Raw genomic sequence first — 20,104 nt, 5'->3', positions numbered from 1 at the left:
ATTTGGATGGGACGCGGAGCGTCCCGGGCAGCATTCCCACGCGGAGCGTGGGAATGATCAGTAAGGGGTTACTCAGCCATCGAAGGCTTCTCCCACAGATTGATCCCGCCCTCCTGGGCAAATCGATCAATCTCCGCCAGTTCTTCCACGCTAAAACTCAGGTTCTTCAGCGCCCCGACGTTTTCGATGATCTGCTCCGGCCGGCTCGCGCCGATCAGCGCCGAGGTCACCCGTGGATCGCGCAGGGTCCAGGCCAACGCCAGTTGCGCCAGGCTCTGACCACGACGCTTGGCGATCTCATTGAGCGCCCGCACTTGGGCGATGTTGGCTTCGGACAGGTGAGAGGACTGCAATGAATCACCGCCCGGGCGATTGACCCGCGCATCCTTCGGAATGCCATTGAGGTATTTGTCGGTCAACAGGCCCTGCGCCAACGGCGTGAAGGCGATCACGCCGGTACCGAGTTCGTCGGTGACATCCAGCAGGTCCTTTTCCACCCAGCGATTGAGCAGGTTGTAGGCCGGCTGGTGGATCAGCAGCGGGACTTTCCACTCCTTGAGCAACGCGGCCATTTCCCGGGTTTTCACCCCGGAGTAAGACGAGATGCCAATGTACAAGGCCTTGCCCTGTTGCACGGCGGTGGCCAGTGCACTGGCGGTTTCTTCCAGTGGCGTGTCCGGGTCGAAGCGGTGGGAATAGAAAATGTCGACGTAATCGAGGCCCAGGCGTTGCAGGCTCTGGTCGAGACTGGCCAGCACATATTTGCGCGACCCGCCGCCCTGGCCATAAGGGCCGGGCCACATGTCCCAACCGGCCTTGCTGGAGATGATCAGCTCATCGCGGTACTGCTTGAAGTCTTCGCGTATCAAACGACCGAAGTTGATCTCGGCGCTGCCGTACGGCGGGCCGTAGTTGTTGGCCAGGTCGAAGTGGTTGATGCCCAGATCGAACGCCGTGCGCAGCAGCGAGCGCTGGGTGTCGATCGGCGTGCTGTCGCCGAAGTTGTGCCACAGGCCCAGCGACAGTGCCGGCAGCACCAGCCCGCTGCGGCCTACGCGGCGGTAAGGGATAGAGTCGTAGCGGTTCTCGGCAGCGGTGTAGGTCATCGAATCCTCTCTTGTGGGTCTTGAATGGGGTATCGACTGCTTTGCAAGCTGCCCAGCATACGCCCAGACAAACGCCAGGAAACCCCGGATTCGACTAATTGCTGAAACGTTTCATAGATTATGAAAAACTGAGTTCCCCCATAGAGTCGATATCCACGCCCAACACTTACGCCGACAACTCACGTAGCGCGGCAGCCGCCAAAAAGCCAGACCTTGAGCTATATCGCTGATCTCGTCTGACCGTCTGATCGATACGCTCAAGCAACTGCTCAGGAAGCGTGGCATTGAAGCGCACCGACTTGCCGAAATAGGGTGTGATATCGAATTCGACCACACCCCACACACCGCCAGCGTAATCAGGGTTATCAAGATGAGCGTCAATTTCACGCACCTGCGGAAGTGGATCACCATCGGCGACCAGACCTTCGTAGTGCAAAGCCAACGCTTCTTTCACGTTTTCAAATGCCTGCGCCACTGTAGCGCCTGCGGAGAAGCATCCCGGCACGTCCGGGATAATCACTCCGTATTCTGAGTCGGCATCCTTGTGCAGAACGACCGGGAATTTCATTTCGATGAGTCCTTCCTGTGATGTGGCCCCTTCGAGGCTTTCGTTTCCGATGTCGGGCCTCATTTCAGACCCGCCTGTTTCAATATGCTGTTGATCGTGCCTTTTGGAAGATCCGAATCAGGGTGTTTTATCGTCACCCTGCCTGACTTACACGGGTGCTTGTACTGATGATGGCTACCTTTCACGGCCACCAGATACCAACCATCCTCCTCGATCATCCTGATCATTTCCCGACTTCGCATCACCTTCGTCCTTGTGGGCAGCATCTGCTGAGCACATTACGCGATGATCACACCTTCAATACACACGATACACACTCTGATAAATATTAGCCGAACACAAGCAGGCCAGATTGCTCGCAGACCATCGGTTACCGGGCACCCGCAAACACCTCCCCCAACCAATCCACAAACACCCGAACCCGTGGCGACATGTGTCGGTTATGCGGATACAACACCGAAACCGGCATCGATGGCGGCGGTGTGTCGGTGAGGATTTCCTGCACCAACCCTTGGCCAATCTGCGTTTCCATTCGGTAATGCGGGCACTGAATCAGCCCCAATCCGGCAATTGCCGAGGCCGCATAAATCTCCGCGCCGAACACCGACAACGCGCCATCGATGGCCACTTCTTTCAGCTCGCCATCCACCATGAACTCGAATGGAAACAGCTTGGCCGTGGTGCGCGAAACGTAGTTCACCGCGCGGTGGTTTTTCAGGTCTTCGAGGTTTTTCGGTTCGCCGTACTTACGCAAGTATGCCGGGCTGGCGCAGGTGATCTGGCGCAGGTTGGCGACACGTTTACCGATTAGCGCCGAGTCGCCCAAGGTGCCGGCGCGCAACACGCAATCAACGCCTTCAGCGATCAGGTCGACGAAGCGATCAGCTTCGCTGATGGACAGTTCGATGTCCGGGTAGCGCGCCATGAATTGCGGCAACGCCGGGATTACAAAGTGCTTGGCCAACGTGCCATGCAGATCCACCCGTAATCGGCCTTTCGGCGCAACGCCGCGAAATGCCAGTTCGGCTTCTTCCAGTTCTGCCAACAACTGCACGCAACGCAAGTAGTACGCCTCGCCATCCAGCGTAGGACGGACCTTGCGCGTGCTGCGCTCCAGTAAACGGGTACCGAGCCAGGCTTCGAACTGATTCAGCGTATGGGTCAGGGTGGCACGCGGCAGGTTCAGGTCATCGGCCGCCAGCGTGAAGCTGCTGCGCTCGTAGATCCGCACGAAAACCTTCATCGCCTTTACTTGATCCATACGGCGCTCCTGACGATCGATTGTTGGCGATTATTGAACAGTAAAGGCAACTCTCGTGCATCTATCACCCTGAGTAAACATGTGAATCTGGCTCCACACCCCAGCCACTCCAAGGAATCAACGCCATGACTACTCGAACTTCGAAAGTTGCCATCGTGACCGGCGCCTCCCGCGGCATTGGTGCCGTGATCGCCCAGCAACTGGCCGCCCAGGGTTTCGCCGTCGCCATCAACTACGCTAACAGCGCCACCGTGGCGTCGGCACTGGTGGTAAAACTGCGTCAGGCCGGTCACCGGGCCATAGCGATCAAGGCTGATGTGGGCAACGCCGACGATGTACGCCGGCTGTTCGACGAAGCCGAAACCCAACTGGGCAAGGTCGACGTGCTGGTCAATAACGCCGGCATCCTCAAAGTGCTGCCGCTGGCGCAACACAGCGACGAACTGTTCGACCAGAACTTCAACATCCACGCTCGCGGCACTTTCAACACTCTGCGTGAAGCGGCAACGCGCCTGAACAGTGGTGGCCGGATCATCAACTTCTCCAGCAGCACCGTCGGCATGAACCTGCCGGGCTATGCGGTGTACATCGCCAGCAAAGCGGCAGTGGAATCCCTGACCCAAGTGTTCGCCAAGGAAATGCGCGGTCGCAACATCACCGTCAACGCCGTGGCCCCGGGCCCGGTCGCCACCGACCTGTTCCTGCACGGCAAGAGCGAAGAACAGATCCAGACCTTCGCCAAGATGCCACCGCTGGAACGCCTGGCTCAGCCAGAAGACATCTCCCGCGTCGTGTCCTTCCTGGTCGGCCCGGATTCGGCCTGGGTCAACGGGCAAATCCTGCGCGTTAACGGCGGGTTGGTTTAACTATGCTCGATGTATTGGGCCGTAAGGCAGCACACATCTGAAGGACGGAACGCATCATGCACACTACGATCATCATCTTCTTCGGCCTGATCCTGCTGGCACTGATGCTGTTCATCGGCGAGAAAATCGGTTTCTCTCGTCAGACCCTGGCCTACAGCTTTGTCGTGCTGTGGCTGGCGTTGACCTTGATCAACGGCGCAGTCGGAATGGTCAACGCTGGCCAACCGTTGAGCGCGGAACTGGTGGTGGGCAGCGCGGTGTTCGGCGTACCGGTGGCGGCACTGGTGCTGTTCATGGTGTTGAGCAGCGAGACCTGAGCGCCACCGGTCGATCAACGCACCAAATGCAAAAACTGCATGTGCCGTTCGTACTGGTCGAGGATGTCGTTGATCACCTGATCCTTGGTGTAACCCACCAGATCGTAGTCCTGACTGCCCTCGCGCAAATGCACTTCGGCACGGTGGTAGCGACGGTTGTTGAGTTGCTTGGAACCCATGCCGCCACGGGCGAAGGACGGTGTGAAGTAGCCGCGCATTTGCACCTGATAGATGAACGGATGCAGTTCGCCGTGACCGATTTCCAGGCTAACGTTGTCGTTGGCCGGGTCGGGCTGAGTGACCACATGCAATCCCTTCTCGACAAACACGGCGGTCACTTCCTCGATCGCCGGGCGCACCGTCGTATCAAGGAAGCGATAGACCTCATCCCGAGACGGGAAATGCACCGCCTGACTCAAGCGCTGACGCCATCCACCGCGTCGCGAACCGGCCACCGGCGCGAGGGAATGCAATTGCGCGATCTGCTTCTGCGACTCCAGATAAAACGCCTTGTGCAGGCCCCACATCATCAGCAGCAAAATCATCGAGAACGGTAACGAGGTCAGCACCACCGCCGACTTCAAGGCATCGATGCTGCCGGAGAACAGCAGTGCGCTGGTCACCAGTGCCGTCATCGCGCCCCAGAACACTCGCAGCCATTTCGGCCCGTCCTCATCGGGATTGCCACCCTTGGCGGACAAGGTCGACAACACCACGGTGCCGGAGTCGGCGGAGGTGACGAAGAACACAAAGCTGATGAACACCGTGACCGCGATCACGGTTTTGCTCCACGGGTAGGTCTCCAGCAACAGGTAAAGCGTCATCGACGGGTTGTCGATGGCCGACATGCCGAGCGCGCTCATGCCGTGATTGAGAACTTGATCGATGGCGCTGTTGCCGAAGATCGACATCCACGCCAGGGTGAAACCGAGCGGGATCAACAGCACGCCGAAGACGAATTCGCGGATGGTCCGGCCACGGGAAATCCGCGCGATGAACAGGCCCACGAACGGCGACCATGCAATCCACCAGGCCCAGTAGAACACCGTCCAACCGCCCAGCCAGTCGCTGGGTTTGTCATAGGCGTAGAGGTCGAAACTCTTCATCGGCAAGGCGCCGAGGTAATCGCCGAGGTTCTGGATCAGGGTATTGAGCAAGTGCTGGGTGGGGCCGGCGAACAACACGAACAGCAGCAGCGCACAGGCCAGCAGCATGTTGATGTCGGACATCACCCGCACGCCTTTGTCGACGCCGGACACGGCGACGATGATCGCCGCGCCCATCATCAGCGTGATCAGGCCGACCTGAATCCACTGGGTGTGGGCGATGCCGAACAGGTAGTCCAGGCCGGAGTTGAGGTGCAATACGCCAAAGCCCATGTCGGCGCCGAGGCCGAACACCGTGGCGATGATGCCGAAGCCGTCCACCGCGTAACCGATGGGCCCGTTGATGCGCTTGCCGATCAGCGGGTACAGCGCCGAACGCAGGGCCAGCGGCAGGTTATGTCGATAGGCGAAATAGGCCAGCGCCATGCCGACGAAGGCGAACACGCCCCAGCCGTGCAGGCCCCAGTGCAGAAACAGAATCTGCATCGCCTGACGCGCCGCCTCCGCCGTACCGGCCTCGCCTTGCGGTGGTTGCACCAAATGCGTAAGTGGTTCGGACACGCAAAAGAAAAACAGCGTGATGCTGATCCCGGCGGCGAACAGCATGCCGGCCCAGGACAAGTAACTGAATTCGGGCTCGTCGTGGTCGGCACCGAGCTTGATCTTGCCGTAGCCGGACAAGGCGGTGACCACCACGAAGACCAGATACAGCGTCATCGCGAGCATGTAGTACCAGCCGACCGTATTGGCCGCCCAGTTTTGCGCTTGCAACAGCCAGGCACCGGCCTGTTCGGGGATCGCCATGACCACGACGGCGAACAACAAAATGAAGGTCGCCGCGAAATAGAACACCGGCGGATTCATGCGGACCTGGCCGCTTGCGGGGATGGACGATGCACTCACGAAAGGTGCACCTCGAGGGGAAAAAACGTGGCTGTAAAAATCGGACTCAGCAAAGGCAAGCCTCCTGTTGTGAGCGGGCGGCGAACCACCGGTTTAACTTGAATGAACGTTCAAGTTAAACATGAATAGGGTGCTAAGGACTAATCGCAGGGCTCGGCGGTAGCTTTTCTGCGCGAGTGCAAGGAAGGGTATGACGCGGGGTTTACGGGATTTGTTCTGTGGAAAATTAGCTGGATGCCATTATCTCGGTTTGGCTTGAAACCATTCGCGGGCAAGCCTCGCTCCTACAGATTTTGTGTCGGTCGCCAAGTCCCCGATCGACACTGATTCTGTAGGAGCGAGGCTTGCCCGCGAAGACTGCATGTCAGTCAGCAAATATCAGGGAGCCTTACTTCTGCGTCCCGTCATCATGCTGCAGATTCGCCTGGGTCAGGTTGCACCCCGCTGGCACGCTGCGGGTCAGCCAGACGTTGCCACCAATTGTCGAGCCCTTGCCGATGGTGATCCGTCCCAGAATCGTCGCGCCGGCATAGATCACCACGTCGTCCTCGACGATCGGATGCCGCGGATGGCCCTTCTGCAACTGGCCGTCTTCGTCCGCCGGGAAGCGCTTGGCGCCCAACGTCACGGCCTGATAAATCCGCACCCGCTCGCCAATGATCGCGGTTTCGCCGATCACCACACCCGTACCGTGGTCGATGAAGAAACTGCGACCGATCTGCGCGCCAGGATGGATGTCGATACCGGTGGCCGAGTGGGCGATTTCCGCGCTGATCCGCGCCAGCAACGGCAACCCGGCGCGGTACAAATGGTGGGCCAGGCGATGGTGAATCACCGCCAGGATTCCCGGGTAGCACAGCAACACTTCATCGACACTGCGAGCCGCCGGATCGCCGTGATAGGCCGCCAGCACGTCGGTGTCCAACAGGCTGCGCAATTCCGGCAGAGCGAGGGCGAAGTCCTGAATGATCCGGATGGCCTTGGCTTCGACTTCAGAATCGACCCCGGCACTGTGGCGAGCGACGTAACGCAATTCGAGCCGCGCCTGAGCCAGCAATGCATTCAACGCCACGTCGAGTGTGTGGCCGACGTAGAAGTCCTCACTCTCCTCGCGCAAATCCACCGGCCCCAGACGCATCGGAAACAACGCACCGCACAAGGCTTCGAGAATGTCCGCCATGGCCGCTCGGGACGGCAACTCGCGACCGCCCTGCTCGGTGCTGGCGCGGCCGTTTTGTGCGCGCCATTGGTCGCGCGCCGTACGCAGTTGGCTGACGATGGTCTGCAATTGCCAATGGCTGGAACGCTCGCTCACGGTAAAAACTCCTCACGGGCGGCCGGACTGTCTGGCCGCGCTGACGGCGATTACTTTACGGCAACGACTTGCAGCCGAATTAAGAACCAATAGTGCTGGGAACAATACTTTTGGCTATAAGCGATTGGCAGTTGCCCCGCTAAATACCCGTGCCTATAGTCCTGACATCTTCCTCCGCCAGTACGGACCCATGATCAAACAACAGCTTGCCCGTTTTAACCGCCTCGACCTGCTCGGTCACCCTACCCCGTTGGAAAAACTCGAACGCCTGTCGACCTGGCTGGGCCGCGATGTGTACGTCAAACGCGATGACCTGACGCCATTGGCACTGGGCGGCAACAAGCTGCGCAAACTCGAATACCTCGCCGCCGATGCCCTGGCCCAGGGCGCCGATACGCTGATCACCGCTGGCGCGATCCAGTCCAACCACGTACGCCAAACCGCCGCCATTGCGGCCAAGCTTGGCCTGGGCTGCGTGGCGCTGCTGGAGAACCCGCTCGGCACTGACGATAGCAACTACCTCGGCAATGGCAATCGGCTGTTGCTGGACCTGTTCGATGCCAAGGTCGAACTGGTGGAAAACCTCGACAACGCTGACGAGCAATTGCAAGCGCTGGCCGCACGTCTGCGCAGCAACGGCAAGAAACCCTATCTGGTGCCGATTGGTGGCTCCAATGCGGTGGGCGCTTTGGGTTATGTCCGTGCGGGTCTGGAACTGGCCGAGCAGATCAAGGACACCGGGCTGCAATTCGCCGCCGTAGTCCTGGCTTCCGGCAGTGCCGGCACCCATAGCGGCCTGGCGCTGGCATTGAGCGAAGTACTGCCGGATTTGCCAGTCATCGGCGTGACCGTTTCCCGTAGCGATGAAGCTCAACGACCGAAAGTCCAGGGCCTCGCCGAACGCACTGCCGAGCTGTTGGGCGTGGGCCTGCCGGCGAGTTTCAAAGTCGAACTGTGGGACGAATATTTCGGCCCGCGTTATGGCGAGCCGAATGCCGGGACGCTGTCGGCGGTGAAGCTGTTGGCGAGCCAGGAAGGGTTGTTGCTGGACCCGGTGTATACCGGCAAGGCCATGGCTGGTTTGCTCGACGGCATCGGGCGCCAGCGCTTCGATGCGGGCCCGATCATCTTCCTGCACACCGGTGGAGCGCCGGCGTTGTTTGCCTACAAAGACTTTTTATAGCCGATAGTCCTGTGGCGAGGGGGCTTGCCCCCGTTGGGTCGCGCAGCGGCCCCTTGTGTCCGGCAGTCATATCGAGTCAGCAGACATTACGACTGCTTCGCAGCCGAACGGGGGCAAGCCCCCTCGCCACAGGAATGCATTCTTCCAATATTCAATTAAAGAATAACAAACTTAATATTTATTATTTTCCTATCTAAAGACGACATCATATAGTCGCGCCGCAGGCGAATTTGCAGCGAGACGCATAAGCTGCTTTAGGGCAGGATATCGCAGTCGTTCAAATCCCGAATTTGCCAACTTTCCTTAAGCGTCTTCCATAAGAAAACACAGGGGCTTGTCATGAATTTTTCCGCACTACGTAGAAATCTGCTGGTGGGCTCGTTGGGCCTGGCGCTGAGCGCCGGCCTGCTCGGGCAAGCGGTTGCCGGAGAGCAACTGCAAAAGATCAAGGACGCGGGCGTGATCAACGTCGGCCTGGAAGGCACTTATCCACCGTTCAGCTTCGTCGACGAGGCCGGCAAACTGAGCGGCTTCGAAGTCGAGTTTTCCGAAGCCTTGGCCAAAGAGCTGGGCGTGAAGGTCAAACTGCAGCCGACCAAATGGGAAGGCATCCTCGCGGCCCTGGAATCCAAGCGTCTGGACGCGGTGATCAACCAGGTGACCATCACCGAAGAGCGCAAGAAGAAGTACGACTTCTCCGAGCCGTACACCGTTTCCGGGATTCAGGCGCTGACCCTGACCAAAAACAAAGACACCATCAAGACCGCCGCCGATCTGGCCGGCAAGAAAGTCGGCGTAGGCCTGGGCACCAACTACGAGCAGTGGGTGAAAGAGAATGTGCCTAAGGCTGACGTCCGCACCTACGAAGATGACCCGAGCAAGTTCCAGGATCTGCGCGTCGGCCGCATCGACGCCATTCTGATCGACCGCCTGGCCGCGCTGGAATACGCCAGGAAGGCCAAGGACACTGCCGCTGCCGGCGAAGCGTTCTCCCGCCAGGAAGCCGGTATTGCCCTGCGCAAAGGCGAGCCTGAACTGCTGGCCGCGGTGAACAAAGCCATCGACAAGCTGCGTGCCGACGGTACGCTGAAAAAGCTTTCGGAAAAATACTTCAGCGCTGACGTCACTCAATAATGGGAGAAGCTTTCCAACTCGCGCTGGACTCCGCGCCCTTCCTGCTCAAGGGCGCGTATTACACGGTCATCCTGAGCCTGGGCGGAATGTTCTTCGGCCTGCTGATGGGCTTCGGCCTGGCGTTGATGCGCCTGTCGCGCTTCAAACTGGTGAGCTGGATTTCCCGCATCTACGTGTCGTTCTTTCGCGGCACGCCGTTGCTGGTGCAACTGTTCGTGATCTATTACGGCTTGCCGCAATTGGGCATCGAACTTGATCCGCTGCCGGCAGCCCTGATCGGCTTCTCGCTGAACATGGCGGCCTACGCCTGCGAAATCCTGCGTGCCGCGATCAGCTCCATCGAGCGCGGCCAATGGGAAGCTGCGGCCAGTATCGGCATGACCCGCGCGCAAACCCTGCGCCGGGCCATTCTGCCGCAAGCGATGCGCACGGCCCTGCCACCGTTGGGCAACAGCTTCATCTCGCTGGTCAAGGACACCGCGCTGGCGGCCACCATTCAGGTGCCGGAGCTGTTCCGCCAGGCGCAGCTGATCACCGCCCGTACCTTCGAAATTTTCACCATGTATCTTGCCGCCGCGCTGATCTACTGGGTTCTGGCCACGGTGCTTTCGCACCTGCAGAACAAGTTGGAAGAGCGGGTCAATCGGCACGACCAGGAGTCCTGACCCAATGATTGTCGTGGAAAAACTGACAAAGCAGTTCAAGGGTCAGGTGGTGCTCAACGGCATCGATCTGCAGGTGAAGGAAGGCGAGGTGGTGGCAATCATCGGCCCCAGCGGCTCGGGCAAGACCACGTTCCTGCGTTGCCTGAATTTTCTGGAAGAACCCACCAGCGGCCGGATCAAGGTCGGTGACATCGAGATCGATGGCAGCCGCCCCCTGAACCAGCAGCAGAGCCTGGTACGACGCCTTCGCCAGCACGTGGGTTTTGTGTTCCAGAACTTCAATCTGTTCCCCCATCGCACAGCCTTGGAAAACGTTATCGAAGGCCCGATCGTGGTGAAAAAGATTCCACGAGCCGACGCCGTTGCCTTGGGTAAAAAGCTGTTGGCCAAGGTCGGCCTGGCGGGCAAGGAAGACGCTTACCCGCGACGCCTCTCCGGCGGTCAGCAACAGCGTGTGGCGATTGCCCGGGCGCTGGCGATGGAACCGGAAGTAATCCTGTTCGATGAACCGACCTCGGCGCTGGACCCGGAATTGGTGGGCGAAGTATTGGCGACCATCCGCGGCCTGGCCGAGGAGAAACGCACCATGGTGATCGTCACCCACGAGATGGGTTTTGCTCGGGACGTGGCCAACCGTGTGGTGTTTTTCGACAAGGGTGTGATTGTCGAACAGGGCGAAGCCAAGGCACTCTTTGCCAACCCGAAAGAAGAACGGACGAAGCAGTTTCTCAGCAAGTTCCTTAACAACGCCTAGTTCAATTTCTACTAAAAACTGTCAACTTCCATGGATGGAAGTGGCACTTTCCTCGACTGATAAAATCTTCTATTCGCTTTCAACGACCGCCTTGATCAACTCCAATAATAGATAACTTTCCACCCCTCCATGCGGTACATATATATGTCCTGCAACAGATTCATCTCGCTTAGAATCCATAAAAACCCTCGCCACCCACAGCCCATGGGTTGCCACCTCCAAGGCATGCAGCCCATCAAATATTGGACTAAATTCGACAGAGCATTAGGGTTTATTAACTGCACTACGTAGGAGATTTCTGAATAACCCAAGAACCAACCTTTAACCAATAAACACTATTGACACCTATTCGAACCCACTCTTATCTAGTCTCCAACAAGCGACTTCCATCAAACTCGATCACTCTTCAAATACACAAAAAGTGAATCGTTTTGTTGCCTGGTAATTCACGCCTTTCGATCTTTCAGAAACGGACTTCGCGGTAAGGCTTCAAGGAGAGAACCCCATGACAAGCACTTCGAACAAACCCGAACTTGCAGCCCCGACCCTGGCGCAAACTCACAAGGCCGGCATCAGCATCACCTCGGCCGCTCATCTTATGATCGACGTGCCGCCTTATCCCGGCATGGACGAAGGCGACCTGATCGAGCTGTTCTGGAACAACTGCTACGTGGCCTCCAGCGTATTGGGAGCGGATCATGGCAACAAAGCGGTGAGCCTGCGGGTGCCGGAAAGCTTCATTGCCAACGGTTCTGCTCGCGTCCATTACAAGGTCATGCAGATCGGGCAAGGGCCAGCGGTATCACCGGCGGCGCGCGTCCAGATCAAACTCGATTGCCCCGGCGGCCTGCCCTCGCCCCTTTGCGATGAGGAAAACCAGAGCCTGGCGCCTGTGTTCATCCCCGAGACCATTCGCCGTCAGGGGGTCAATCCGAACCAGGTCAAGCGCGGTGTGCCATTGACCATCGAACCGTACCTGAACATGGCCGCCGACGACGAAATCACCCTGCGCTGGGGCGATGTGCGCATGGACCTGCCCAAACTCAAGGCCGACGATGTGGGTCAGCCGATTCACGTCTGGGTGCCACCGGCAATCATTCTCGAAGCCGGCGAAGACCTTCGACTGGAAGTGACCTACTGCATCCTCGACCGGGTGGGTAACAACTCGCGCTGGGCACCGGCCCGCACGCTGAAGATCGGCTGTGCCAATCCTTACCTGAAAGTGCCGCCCAAAGAAGTGCTCAAAGCTGCTGAGCCTCGAAAGAAGTGAAGCGCCTGTAGTGCACGATATGAGGGCTTTTTGTGGCGAGGGAGCTTGCTCCCGCTGGGGTGCGAAGCGCCCCCAAAACTGGCTCACGTGTTTGTGTAATTGAATCGTGATGGCCGATTTTGCGACTGCTTCGCAGCCGAGCGGGAGCAAGCTCCCTCGCCACAGGGCTCGACCGTCCTGGCGATGCCACCCTTCTATGCATATTCCTAAAAGTTAGTTCATTAATTATTTATACGCGTTTAGGGTATATACACCGGACCACCGGACATTCGTGTTTTTCGTTCGCCGCAACACCTGCGGCGTTTTCATGAGATGTGAGGTAGGTATGGTCCGGAACACAATCACCCCAGTGCAAATCGCCAGGGCATTGCGTGCAGCCAAGGAGCGGCACTGATGTCCAGTCTGGCAGATGCAATCATCCAGAGTGATCTGGACATCGCCCCATTGTTGTTGCCCGCGCAGGTCTTGCGCAACGACGCACAAGCCATCAAGGCTGCCCAAGAGCTGGCGCAAGTCGCCCGCCTGCACGCCGCCAAACGTGACCAGCAGCGCAAGTTGCCCTGGTCGGAAATCGAACAGTTCACTCGCAGCGGCCTGGGCAGCATTGCCATCCCGCGTGAGTACGGCGGCCCACAGGTTTCATTCGTCACCGTTGCCGAAGTCTTCGCAATCATTTCCGCAGCCGACCCGGCCCTGGGGCAGATCCCGCAGAACCAGTTCGGGATTCTCAACCTGATACTGGGCAGTGCCACCGAGTCGCAGAAAAAACAGCTGTTCAAAAGCGTGCTCGAAGGCTGGCGGATCGGTAACGCGGGGCCGGAGCGCGGTACCAAAAATACCCTGGAGCTCAAGGCGCGAATCACCGCAGACGGCGATGGCTTCGTCATCAACGGGCAGAAGTTCTACTCCACCGGCGCCTTGTTCGCCCATTGGGTGGCCGTCAAGGCGCTGAACGACGACGGCAAGCAAGTGCTGGCCTTCGTTCGTCGTGGCACCCCGGGCCTGCGCATCGTCGATGACTGGTCGGGGTTCGGCCAGCGCACCACCGCCAGCGGCACCATTTTGCTCAACAACGTGCGGGTCGACGCCGAGTTGGTGGTGGATAACTGGAGGATCAACGACAGCCCGAACACTCAGGGCGCCGTATCGCAGCTGATTCAAGCAGCCATCGACGCCGGCATCGCCCGGGGCGCTATCGATGACGCCATCGAATTCGTGAAAACCCGTGCCCGGCCCTGGATCGACGCCAAGGTCGAACGGGCCAGCGACGACCTCTACGTGATCGCCGATATCGGCAAGCTGAAAATTGAACTGCACGCCGCCGAAGCGCTGCTGCGCAAGGCCGGGCAAGTGCTCGATCAGGTCAACGCCGCGCCGCTCACCGCCGAGTCTGCGGCACGCGCCTCGATTGCCGTTGCCGAGGCCAAAGTGCTGACCACCGAGATCTCGCTGCTGGCCAGCGAAAAACTCTTCGAGCTGGCCGGCAGCCGCGCCACCCTCGCCGAGTTCAACCTCGACCGCCACTGGCGCAATGCCCGGGTGCACACGCTGCACGACCCGGTGCGCTGGAAGTATCACGCGGTTGGCGCATATCACTTGAACGGCACGTTGCCGGCTCGCCACTCCTGGATTTAACGACCAGATCGCTGGAGAAACACATGTCTCTTTCTCGAAACGTCGCGGTCATTACCAGCGATGAGCAAGCCCTGATCGTCGCCGGTGACCTGGCCGACGACTTCAAACGCGACAGCGCCCTGCGCGACCGCGAACGTCGTTTGCCGCACCCGGAACTGGAAGTGTTTTCCCGTTCGGGTCTTTGGGGCATCAGCGTGCCAAAGGAATACGGCGGCGCCGGGGTTTCCAACGCCACCCTGGCCAAAGTGATCGCGTTGATCGCCCAGGCTGACGGCTCCCTGGGGCAGATCCCGCAGAACCATTTCTACGCCCTCGAAGTGCTCCGTGTGAACGGCAGCCATGAGCAGAAAAAACGCCTGTACGCCGAAGTGCTGGCCGGCCAGCGTTTCGGCAATGCACTGGCGGAACTGGGCACCAAAACCGCCCATGACCGCGTCACCCGCCTGACCCGCAACGGTGACGGCTATCGCATCAACGGCCGCAAGTTCTACGCCACCGGCGCCATTTACGCCCAGCGCATCCCCACCTCAGTAGTGGATGAAAACGGCGTGCAGCAGCTGGCCTTCGTCCCGCACAACAGCAAAGGCCTGACGGTCATCGACGACTGGAGCGGCTTCGGCCAGCGCACCACCGGCAGCGGTTCGGTGGTGTTCGAGGATGTCTACGTTGCCGCCGAAGACGTGATTCCATTTCAAAGCGCATTCGAACGCCCGACCACTGTCGGCCCATTGGCGCAGATTCTCCACGCCGCGATCGACACCGGCATTGCCCGCGCAGCCTATGAAGATGCATTGCATTTCGTGCGCACCAAAACCCGACCGTGGATCGACGCCACGCATGAAACAGCCACCGAAGACCCGCTGACCATCAAGAGTTTCGGCCACTTGAGTATTCGTCTGCACGCCACCGAAGCCTTGCTGGAACGCTCCGGCGAATTCCTCGACCGGGCCCAGGCCGACACCAATGCCGAGACCGTCGCCGCCGCGTCGATTGCGGTTGCCGAAGCCCGGGCCATCAGCACTGAGATCTCCCTCGCCGCCGGCAGCACGTTGTTCGAACTGGCTGGTAGCCAGGCGACCCTGATTGAGCACGGCCTCGATCGGCACTGGCGCAACGCCCGGGTGCACACCCTGCACGATCCGGTGCGCTGGAAGTATCACGCGGTGGGCAATTACTACCTCAACGATGAAAACCCGCCGTTGCGGGGGACCATTTGATGAGCAAAAAGAAGATCCTGCTCAACGCGTTCAACATGAACTGCATCGGGCACATCAACCATGGCCTGTGGACCCATCCACGGGACACGTCCACCCAGTACAAGACGATCGAATACTGGACCGAACTGGCGCAACTGCTGGAGCGCGGACTGTTCGACGGTCTGTTCATCGCCGACATCGTCGGCGTGTACGACGTCTACCAGAACTCGGTCGACGTGCCGCTCAAAGAGTCGATCCAGTTGCCGGTCAACGACCCGCTGCTCCTGGTCTCGGCCATGGCCGCGGTCACCAAGAACCTCGGCTTCGGCCTGACCGCCAACCTGACCTACGAGCCGCCGTATCTGTTCGCCCGACGCCTGTCGACGCTTGATCATCTGAGTCGCGGCCGGGTCGGCTGGAACATCGTCACCGGCTATCTGGACAGTGCCGCCAAGGCCATGGGCCTCAGCGAGCAGGTGGAACATGACCGACGTTACGACCAGGCCGACGAATACCTGCAAGTGCTCTACAAACTCTGGGAAGGCAGCTGGGAAAACGGCGCGGTGCTCAACGACCGCGAGCAACGGATCTACGCCCAGCCAGACAAAGTGCACAAGGTCGAGCACAAGGGCGAGTTCTATCAGGTCGAGGGTTATCACCTCTGCGAGCCGTCGCCGCAACGCACGCCGGTGCTGTTCCAGGCCGGCAGCTCCGATCGCGGTTTGCTGTTCGCCGGTCGGCATGCCGAGTGCGTGTTCATCAGCGGCCAGAACAAACCGGCGACCCGGGCTCAAGTGGACAAGGTTCGCGCCAGCGCCGTCGAGGCCGGGCGCAATCCTTGGGACATCAAGGTGTTCATGGGCTTGAACGTGATCGTCGGCGCCACCGAAGCGCTGGCCTGGGCCAAGCATGCCGAATACCTGAGCTACGCCAGCGCCGAGGCCGGCGTCGCGCACTTTTCGGCGTCCACCGGGATCGATTTTTCCGAGTACGAACTCGACGAACCGATCCAGTACGTGAAGAGCAACGCCATCCAGTCTGCCACCAAGAACCTGCAAAACAACGACTGGACCCGCCGCAAACTGCTGGAACAACACGCCCTCGGTGGCCGCTACATCACCGTGGTCGGCTCGCCTGAGCAAGTGGCCGATGAGCTGGAATCATGGATCGCCGAAACCGGCCTCGACGGCTTCAACCTGACACGGATCGTCACCCCGGAAAGCTATGTGGATTTCATTGAGCTGGTGATTCCGGAGTTGCAGCGCCGAGGGTCATACAAGACCGCTTACGACGACGGCAGCCTGCGGGAAAAACTGTTTCAGCGTGACGCGCATTTGCCTGAGCAACACACGGGCTCCCACTACCGACACTAAAACCTGTGGCGAGGGAGCTTGTCGGAACGCCGCATCGCCCCGCTCGACTGCGCAGCAGTCGCAAAACCTGCTGGCGAGTTTCAACTGACTGAACTCATTGAATGGCTTTGGGGCCGCTTCGCAGCCCAGCGGGAGCAAGCTCCCTCGCCACAAAAGCATGCACATTAAACAATTGACTGGAAAATCATCATGACCAAAAAACTCTTATCCCACCCAGTCAAAGCACTGGCCCTGGCCCTCGGCCTCTTCAGCTCCATCACCTTCGCCGCCGACGCGCCGTTGAAGGTCGGCACCACCGCCGCCTTCGCCATTCCGCTGGAAGCCGCCGTAGAGGAAGCCAGCAAACAAGGCCTGAAAGTCGAACTGGTGGAATTCAGCGACTGGATCGCTCCCAACGTCAGCCTCGCCTCGGGCGACATCGACGTGAACTATTTCCAGCACATCCCGTTCCTGGAAAACGCCAAGGCCGCGGCCGGCTTTGATCTGGTGCCGTTCGCCCCGGGCATCATCAACAACGTCGGCCTCTATTCGAAGAACTACAAAAGCTTCGCCGAGTTGCCAGAAGGCGCCAGCGTGGCCATCGCCAACGACCCGATCAACAGCGGTCGCGGCCTGCAGCTATTGGCCAAGGCCGGGTTGATCACGCTCAAACCGGGCGTCGGCTACAAGGCCACCGAAGAGGACATCATCGCCAACCCGAAGAAAATCAAAATCCTTCAGGTCGAAGCCGTGCAACTGGTACGCGCCTACGACGACGCCGATCTGGTCCAGGGTTATCCGGCCTACATTCGCCTGTCGAAAACCTTCGATGCCAGTTCCGCCCTGCTGTTCGATGGTCTCGATCACAAGGAATACGTGATCCAGTTCGTGATCCAGCCGAAAAGCAAAACCGACCCACGGCTGATCAAATTCGTCGACATCTATCAGCACTCGCCAGCGGTTCGCGCAGCGCTGGATAAAGCCCACGGCAAGCTCTATCAAGCCGGCTGGGAAAGCTGAGCATGACGGCCGCCATCCAACGGCGACTGGAGACTCCAGAGCCACACAGTGCTGAACGCACCGAGCTCCACCCCGAGCTGAACCGCGCCCACGTGCGCTTCATCGGCCTGGGTAAAACCTACAATGGCCAGCAAGGTCCGGTGGCGGCCCTGCACGGTATCGACCTGGCAATCCAACGCGGCGAAGTGTTCGGCATCATCGGGCGCAGCGGTGCCGGCAAGTCGTCTCTGATCCGTACCATCAACCGCCTCGAACAACCGAGCAGCGGGCGAGTGCTGATCGATCAGGTGGACATCGGCGAGTTCGATGAAGACCGTCTGGTGGCGCTGCGCCGACGCATCGGCATGATCTTCCAGCACTTCAATCTGATGTCGGCCAAGACGGTTTGGCAGAACGTCGAGTTGCCGCTGAAAGTCGCCGGTGTTCCCAAGGAAAAACGCGAGCAGAAGGTCCGTGAATTGCTCGAACTGGTCGGCCTGCAAGGCAAGCACAAGGCTTATCCGGCGCAGCTTTCCGGCGGGCAGAAACAACGTGTCGGCATCGCCCGTGCGTTGGTGCATGACCCGGAGATTCTGCTGTGCGACGAGGCCACTTCGGCCCTCGACCCAGAGACCACCCAATCGATCCTCGGCCTGTTGCGCGAGATTAATCAGCGCCTGGGCCTGACCATCGTGCTGATCACCCACGAGATGGCGGTGATCCGCGATATCTGTGATCGGGTCGTGGTGCTGGAGCACGGGCGAATCGTCGAGCAAGGGCCGGTCTGGGAAGTCTTCGGCAACCCGCAGCATGAAGTGAGCAAGACCTTGCTCGCACCGCTGCAACATGGCCTGCCGGACGAACTGCAAAGCCGCTTGCAGGCACAGCCGCAGTCTTCGGACGCTGCCGTGGTCCTGCGCTTGCAATTCACTGGCAATACCCGCGACGAGCCAGACCTGGCGGCGCTGTTCAGCGCCCTCGGTGGTCGTGTGCGTTTGCTGCAAGGGGGCGTGGAACGGATTCAGGGCCATGCGCTGGGGCAATTGCTGCTGGCGGTGACCGGTTCGTCCCTCGGTGCCGAGGAATTGCGTCAGCGCGCCAGTCATTGGGCGCAACAGGTGGAGGTGCTGGGTTATGTGGTTTGATCGATTGCTGCAAGGCTTCATCGACACCTTCCTGATGGTCGGCGTGTCGTCACTGATCGCGCTGTTGGTGGGTATTCCGCTGGCGGTGATCCTGGTCACCAGCACCAAAGGCGGGATCTACGAAGCACCGGCGCTGAACCGCGCACTGGGCGCGTTCGTGAACCTGTTCCGCTCGATTCCGTTTCTGATTTTGATGGTGGCGCTGATTCCGTTCACCCGGTTGATCGTCGGCACCACCTATGGCGTTTGGGCAGCGGTGGTGCCGCTGACTATTGCCGCTACGCCGTTCTTCGCACGCATCGCCGAAGTCAGCCTGCGGGAAGTCGACCACGGGTTGATCGAAGCGGCGCAGGCAATGGGTTGCCGACGCTGGCATATCGTCTGGCATGTGCTGCTGCCCGAGGCGCTGCCGGGGATTGTCGGCGGCTTCACCATTACGCTGGTGACCATGATCAACTCATCGGCCATGGCCGGGGCGATTGGCGCTGGTGGGTTGGGCGACATTGCTTATCGATATGGGTATCAGCGCTTTGACAGCCAGATCATGTTGACGGTGATTGTGTTGCTGGTGGTGTTGGTGGCGGTGATTCAGTTGGGTGGGGATCGGTTGGCGCGGGGGTTGAACAAGCGCTGAATCAAGATCAAAAGTGCGAAAGCGCTTATAGTCAGTGCTTCTTTCTTTTTCTGTGCAGCCGACCATGAAACAGACTCCCGCCGACCTGGAGCAGATCACCTCTACCACCCTGGGCCATTACAACGCGGTGGCCGAGGACTTCCGTGAAGGCACTCGCGATCACGATGTCAGCCAGAACATCGATGCCCTGCTACGGCACATCCAGGGTGAGGCGCCCTTCAGCATTCTCGACTTTGGCTGTGGCCCCGGCCGCGACCTGAAAACCTTCACCCGCCTGGGCCACATCGCCATCGGGCTCGACGGTTCGGAAAAGCTTGCGCAGATGGCCCGGGACGACAGCGGGTGTGAGGTCTGGCAGCAGGACTTCCTGAAGCTCGATCTGCCAGCCGAGCGGTTTGACGGGATTTTTGCCAATGCGGTGCTGTTTCATGTCCCGAGTCAGGAGTTGCCCAGGGTGTTGAAGCAACTGCGCGCGGCATTGAAGCCGGGCGGTGTGTTGTTCAGTTCCAATCCCCGTGGCGAGAATCAGGAAGGCTGGAACGGACCGCGTTATGGGGCGTATTACGACCTGGCGGCGTGGCAACAAATGCTGACCGAGGCGGGGTTTGTGGAGCTGGAGCATTACTACCGGCCGGCGGGGCTGCCGCGGGAGCAGCAGCCTTGGTTGGCCAGCGTTTGGCGTCGAGCCGACTGAT

At 59.6% G+C, this 20,104-nt stretch carries 20 protein-coding genes; 14 read left to right on the top strand and 6 right to left on the bottom strand.

The window, feature by feature from the left end:
* Nucleotides 1-68: 68 nt before the first annotated feature.
* From mgrA to PGR6_RS01095, 4 genes are all read right to left on the bottom strand, one after another.
* Entirely contained in the window at nucleotides 69-1,106 is a 1,038-nt protein-coding gene (gene mgrA, locus PGR6_RS01110) for an L-glyceraldehyde 3-phosphate reductase (RefSeq protein ID WP_064615821.1), read from the bottom strand.
* 166 nt (nucleotides 1,107-1,272) lie between these two features.
* Complete coding sequence (locus PGR6_RS01105) at nucleotides 1,273-1,737, bottom strand: type II toxin-antitoxin system HicB family antitoxin (RefSeq protein ID WP_008005174.1); 465 nt, start codon at nucleotides 1,735-1,737, stop codon at nucleotides 1,273-1,275.
* Nucleotides 1,734-1,916: a type II toxin-antitoxin system HicA family toxin gene (locus PGR6_RS01100; RefSeq protein ID WP_018929327.1), complete on the bottom strand. Its 183-nt coding sequence runs from the start codon at nucleotides 1,914-1,916 to the stop codon at nucleotides 1,734-1,736. The genes PGR6_RS01105 and PGR6_RS01100 overlap by 4 nt, the downstream gene beginning before the upstream one ends.
* Nucleotides 1,917-2,044: 128 nt before the next feature.
* Nucleotides 2,045-2,935: a LysR family transcriptional regulator gene (locus PGR6_RS01095; protein WP_018929328.1), complete on the bottom strand. Its 891-nt coding sequence runs from the start codon at nucleotides 2,933-2,935 to the stop codon at nucleotides 2,045-2,047.
* A gap of 125 nt (nucleotides 2,936-3,060) precedes the next feature.
* On the opposite strand from PGR6_RS01095, the gene PGR6_RS01090 reads away from it, so the two are divergent.
* Both PGR6_RS01090 and PGR6_RS01085 read left to right on the top strand, forming a co-directional pair.
* Complete coding sequence (locus PGR6_RS01090) at nucleotides 3,061-3,801, top strand: SDR family oxidoreductase (protein WP_064615819.1); 741 nt, start codon at nucleotides 3,061-3,063, stop codon at nucleotides 3,799-3,801.
* A 56-nt stretch (nucleotides 3,802-3,857) separates the two neighbouring features.
* Nucleotides 3,858-4,118 (top strand): hypothetical protein, encoded by a 261-nt coding sequence (locus PGR6_RS01085; protein WP_018929330.1) that lies wholly within the window; start codon nucleotides 3,858-3,860, stop codon nucleotides 4,116-4,118.
* A gap of 14 nt (nucleotides 4,119-4,132) precedes the next feature.
* Here the strand turns inward: PGR6_RS01085 and betT are convergent, their stop codons facing one another.
* Both betT and epsC read right to left on the bottom strand, forming a co-directional pair.
* Entirely contained in the window at nucleotides 4,133-6,088 is a 1,956-nt protein-coding gene (gene betT, locus PGR6_RS01080) for a choline transporter BetT (RefSeq protein WP_018929331.1), read from the bottom strand.
* A 427-nt stretch (nucleotides 6,089-6,515) separates the two neighbouring features.
* Nucleotides 6,516-7,442, bottom strand: coding sequence for a serine O-acetyltransferase EpsC (gene epsC, locus PGR6_RS01075; protein ID WP_018929332.1), 927 nt, complete (start codon nucleotides 7,440-7,442; stop codon nucleotides 6,516-6,518).
* A 190-nt stretch (nucleotides 7,443-7,632) separates the two neighbouring features.
* Here epsC and PGR6_RS01070 point away from each other — a divergent pair, with 190 nt between their 5' ends.
* The 12 genes from PGR6_RS01070 (at nucleotide 7,633) to PGR6_RS01015 (ending at nucleotide 20,103) form a co-directional block, all read left to right on the top strand.
* The gene (locus PGR6_RS01070) at nucleotides 7,633-8,625 is read left to right on the top strand and encodes a D-cysteine desulfhydrase (RefSeq protein WP_064615817.1); all 993 of its coding nucleotides are present in this window, start codon (nucleotides 7,633-7,635) and stop codon (nucleotides 8,623-8,625) included.
* A 339-nt stretch (nucleotides 8,626-8,964) separates the two neighbouring features.
* On the top strand, nucleotides 8,965-9,759 hold the full coding sequence (gene tcyJ / locus PGR6_RS01065) for a cystine ABC transporter substrate-binding protein (RefSeq protein ID WP_019581730.1): 795 nt from the start codon (nucleotides 8,965-8,967) through the stop codon (nucleotides 9,757-9,759).
* Nucleotides 9,759-10,424, top strand: a complete 666-nt coding sequence (tcyL, locus tag PGR6_RS01060; RefSeq protein ID WP_007939566.1) for a cystine ABC transporter permease — start codon at nucleotides 9,759-9,761, stop codon at nucleotides 10,422-10,424. Before tcyJ ends, tcyL begins: the two co-directional genes overlap by 1 nt.
* Before the next feature lie 4 nt (nucleotides 10,425-10,428).
* The gene (gene tcyN / locus PGR6_RS01055; protein WP_007939567.1) at nucleotides 10,429-11,178 is read left to right on the top strand and encodes an L-cystine ABC transporter ATP-binding protein TcyN; all 750 of its coding nucleotides are present in this window, start codon (nucleotides 10,429-10,431) and stop codon (nucleotides 11,176-11,178) included.
* A gap of 505 nt (nucleotides 11,179-11,683) precedes the next feature.
* Nucleotides 11,684-12,448, top strand: coding sequence for a hypothetical protein (locus PGR6_RS01050; protein ID WP_018929336.1), 765 nt, complete (start codon nucleotides 11,684-11,686; stop codon nucleotides 12,446-12,448).
* A gap of 393 nt (nucleotides 12,449-12,841) precedes the next feature.
* Nucleotides 12,842-14,083, top strand: coding sequence for an SfnB family sulfur acquisition oxidoreductase (locus tag PGR6_RS01045; protein WP_019651519.1), 1,242 nt, complete (start codon nucleotides 12,842-12,844; stop codon nucleotides 14,081-14,083).
* A 23-nt stretch (nucleotides 14,084-14,106) separates the two neighbouring features.
* Nucleotides 14,107-15,300, top strand: a complete 1,194-nt coding sequence (locus PGR6_RS01040) for an SfnB family sulfur acquisition oxidoreductase (protein WP_064615814.1) — start codon at nucleotides 14,107-14,109, stop codon at nucleotides 15,298-15,300.
* The gene (locus tag PGR6_RS01035) at nucleotides 15,300-16,652 is read left to right on the top strand and encodes an LLM class flavin-dependent oxidoreductase (RefSeq protein WP_064615813.1); all 1,353 of its coding nucleotides are present in this window, start codon (nucleotides 15,300-15,302) and stop codon (nucleotides 16,650-16,652) included. Before PGR6_RS01040 ends, PGR6_RS01035 begins: the two co-directional genes overlap by 1 nt.
* A 189-nt stretch (nucleotides 16,653-16,841) precedes the next feature.
* Entirely contained in the window at nucleotides 16,842-17,651 is an 810-nt protein-coding gene (locus PGR6_RS01030; RefSeq protein WP_064615811.1) for a MetQ/NlpA family ABC transporter substrate-binding protein, read from the top strand.
* A 2-nt stretch (nucleotides 17,652-17,653) separates the two neighbouring features.
* Complete coding sequence (locus PGR6_RS01025) at nucleotides 17,654-18,775, top strand: methionine ABC transporter ATP-binding protein (protein ID WP_064615809.1); 1,122 nt, start codon at nucleotides 17,654-17,656, stop codon at nucleotides 18,773-18,775.
* On the top strand, nucleotides 18,765-19,409 hold the full coding sequence (locus PGR6_RS01020) for a methionine ABC transporter permease (RefSeq protein ID WP_018929342.1): 645 nt from the start codon (nucleotides 18,765-18,767) through the stop codon (nucleotides 19,407-19,409). Before PGR6_RS01025 ends, PGR6_RS01020 begins: the two co-directional genes overlap by 11 nt.
* 64 nt (nucleotides 19,410-19,473) lie before the next feature.
* On the top strand, nucleotides 19,474-20,103 hold the full coding sequence (locus PGR6_RS01015) for a class I SAM-dependent methyltransferase (protein WP_018929343.1): 630 nt from the start codon (nucleotides 19,474-19,476) through the stop codon (nucleotides 20,101-20,103).
* Nucleotide 20,104: the final 1 nt, after the last annotated feature.

The sequence above is a fragment of the Pseudomonas sp. GR 6-02 genome (genome assembly GCF_001655615.1).
GTDB lineage: Bacteria > Pseudomonadota > Gammaproteobacteria > Pseudomonadales > Pseudomonadaceae > Aquipseudomonas.
This window is presented reverse-complemented; position numbering and strand designations above follow the sequence as displayed.